At 73.9% G+C, this 1,708-nt stretch carries 2 protein-coding genes; both read right to left on the reverse strand.

Translation table 11 applies throughout. From position 1 onward, the window contains the following. Positions 1-87: 87 nt before the first annotated feature. The gene (locus tag D7Y15_RS43390) at positions 88-306 is read right to left on the reverse strand and encodes a hypothetical protein (protein ID WP_233597560.1); all 219 of its coding nucleotides are present in this window, start codon (positions 304-306) and stop codon (positions 88-90) included. A gap of 102 nt (positions 307-408) precedes the next feature. Beyond that, positions 409-1,140 (reverse strand): RNA methyltransferase, encoded by a 732-nt coding sequence (locus tag D7Y15_RS43395; RefSeq protein WP_120581713.1) that lies wholly within the window; start codon positions 1,138-1,140, stop codon positions 409-411. Positions 1,141-1,708: the final 568 nt, after the last annotated feature.

The raw sequence follows: 1,708 nt of genomic DNA on the forward strand, positions 1-1,708 counted from the left end.
GGGCGGGGACTTGGGGGGCCGTTCGGGCTTGCGAGGCATGGGCGCGGCACTGTAGCCGCGCTTGAGGCGGCGGCGTGTCCTTCAGTTTTAGTGGCGGACCGGTTCGTCGGGGTCGTCGCCCTCGGCGGAGCCCGGCGTGGGGCCCGGCTCGTCGCCGTCCGCCATGCGGTGGGACTCCTCCTCCAGCCCGCCGTCCTCCGCCGTCCCGGGCGTGCGGCCGGGTTCCTCGAAGACCTCTTCGTGGGCTGGCGCCTGACGGCCAGGGCCGGGCTCGGTGCCTCCCACGATCATCGGCTCGTAGGGCATGTGGTTCACGCGGTGCTCCTTTCCGTGAGGCTTCGGTCGTTCCTGGAAAGGTAGCGATGCGCGGGCATCCCGCCGCGCGGGGTGGGGTGTCCCCCTGCCTGCTCAGGGGTCGTCCCTGCCCGGGAAATGCTTGCGCACGGTATGCAGCGCGGCCAGCCAGAGCCGGGCCTCGTTGCGCGTGAGGCGGGAGCGGCGCAGGGGCGCGACCAGGTCCCGCACCGCCGTGCGCCCGGGCTTTTCGTCCACGAGGAAGCCGCCCGCGCCCAGGAGCGTCTCCAGCGTCGCCTCCACCCGGGCCAGCTCCGCGTCCGTGGCGGCCAGGGGCAGGGGACCCGGCGGCGGCGCGGTGTCCGCCAGGTGCGCCATGCGGACCTCGTAGGCGTAGAGCAGCACCGCCTGCGCCAGGTTGATGGAGGGCTGCTCCGGCGCGGTGGGCACCGCGGACAGGTCGTGGCAGCGCTCCACCTCCGCGTTGGTGAGGCCGCTTCTCTCATCCCCGAAGACGAGCGCCACCGGCCCCTGCTTCGCCCTCGCCACCAACTCCTCACCCACGGCCCGGGGCGACAGGCGGCGCTTGCCCTCCACCTTGCGGGAGCTGGTGCCCACCACCCAGACGCAGTCGGACACCGCCGCGTCCAGCGTGTCCGGCCGCTTCACCCCACCCAGCACGTCCTCCGCATGCACCGCGAGCCGATGGGCGGGTCCCAGGTCCTCCACCTCCGGCGTCACCCAGGCCCAGTCGGACAGGCCGCAGTTCTTCAGGGCGCGGGCGGCGGCACCCAGGTTCTCCGCGTTGCGCGGGCGCATGAGGACGAATCGGACGGGCAGCACCATGGCCGCGCACCCTACCGCCCCCATGCGCCATGCAGGGACCCCAGTTGACCGCCGGGCTTGTCCCGGCGGGCAGAGGCATCATTGAGCGCCGGGCTTGTCCCGGCGGGCAGAGGCATCATTGAGCGCCGGGCTTGTCCCGGCGGGCAGAGGCCTCATTGAGCGCCGGGCTTGTCCCGGCGGGCAGGGACCCCAGTTGACCGCCGAGGTGTCTCACCGCCAGTCTGCACCGCGAAATCCCGCGTCCCGTGCGTCCGGAGGCCACCCGCGAGTGTGGCTGCCTGGACACCCTGTGGGCCCGCGGACGCGCATGGGGGAGCGCCGGCACGTGGTCGCCGGGCCGCACTTCCCGTGCGCCTCCGAGAGCCCCACGCGCGGCACGCGGCATGAAATCGGTTCCGCCGCCACCTCCTGGAGGAAACATGTCCCCGCAGTCCGCTGTCCCGCCGAAGGCCGCGCGCGCTCCCCGTGCCCGCTGGCTCTTGCCGGCGTTGCTCGTGGGTGCGCTCGCCGCCGGCTGCAAGCAAGAGCCCGCGAAGACGCCGCCCGCCACCCCCGCGTCCACCGAGGC

Origin of the sequence: Corallococcus sp. AB030, from assembly GCF_003668965.1 — a bacterium.
Taxonomy (GTDB): domain Bacteria; phylum Myxococcota; class Myxococcia; order Myxococcales; family Myxococcaceae; genus Corallococcus; species Corallococcus exiguus.

Excerpts from the sequence above, each read along its gene's own strand:
- D7Y15_RS43395 (WP_120581713.1), bottom strand. The coding sequence starts at position 1,140 with ATGGTGCTGCCCGTCCGATTCGTCCTCATGCGCCCGCGCAACGCGGAG.
- D7Y15_RS43390 (WP_233597560.1), bottom strand. The coding sequence starts at position 306 with ATGCCCTACGAGCCGATGATCGTGGGAGGCACCGAGCCCGGCCCTGGC.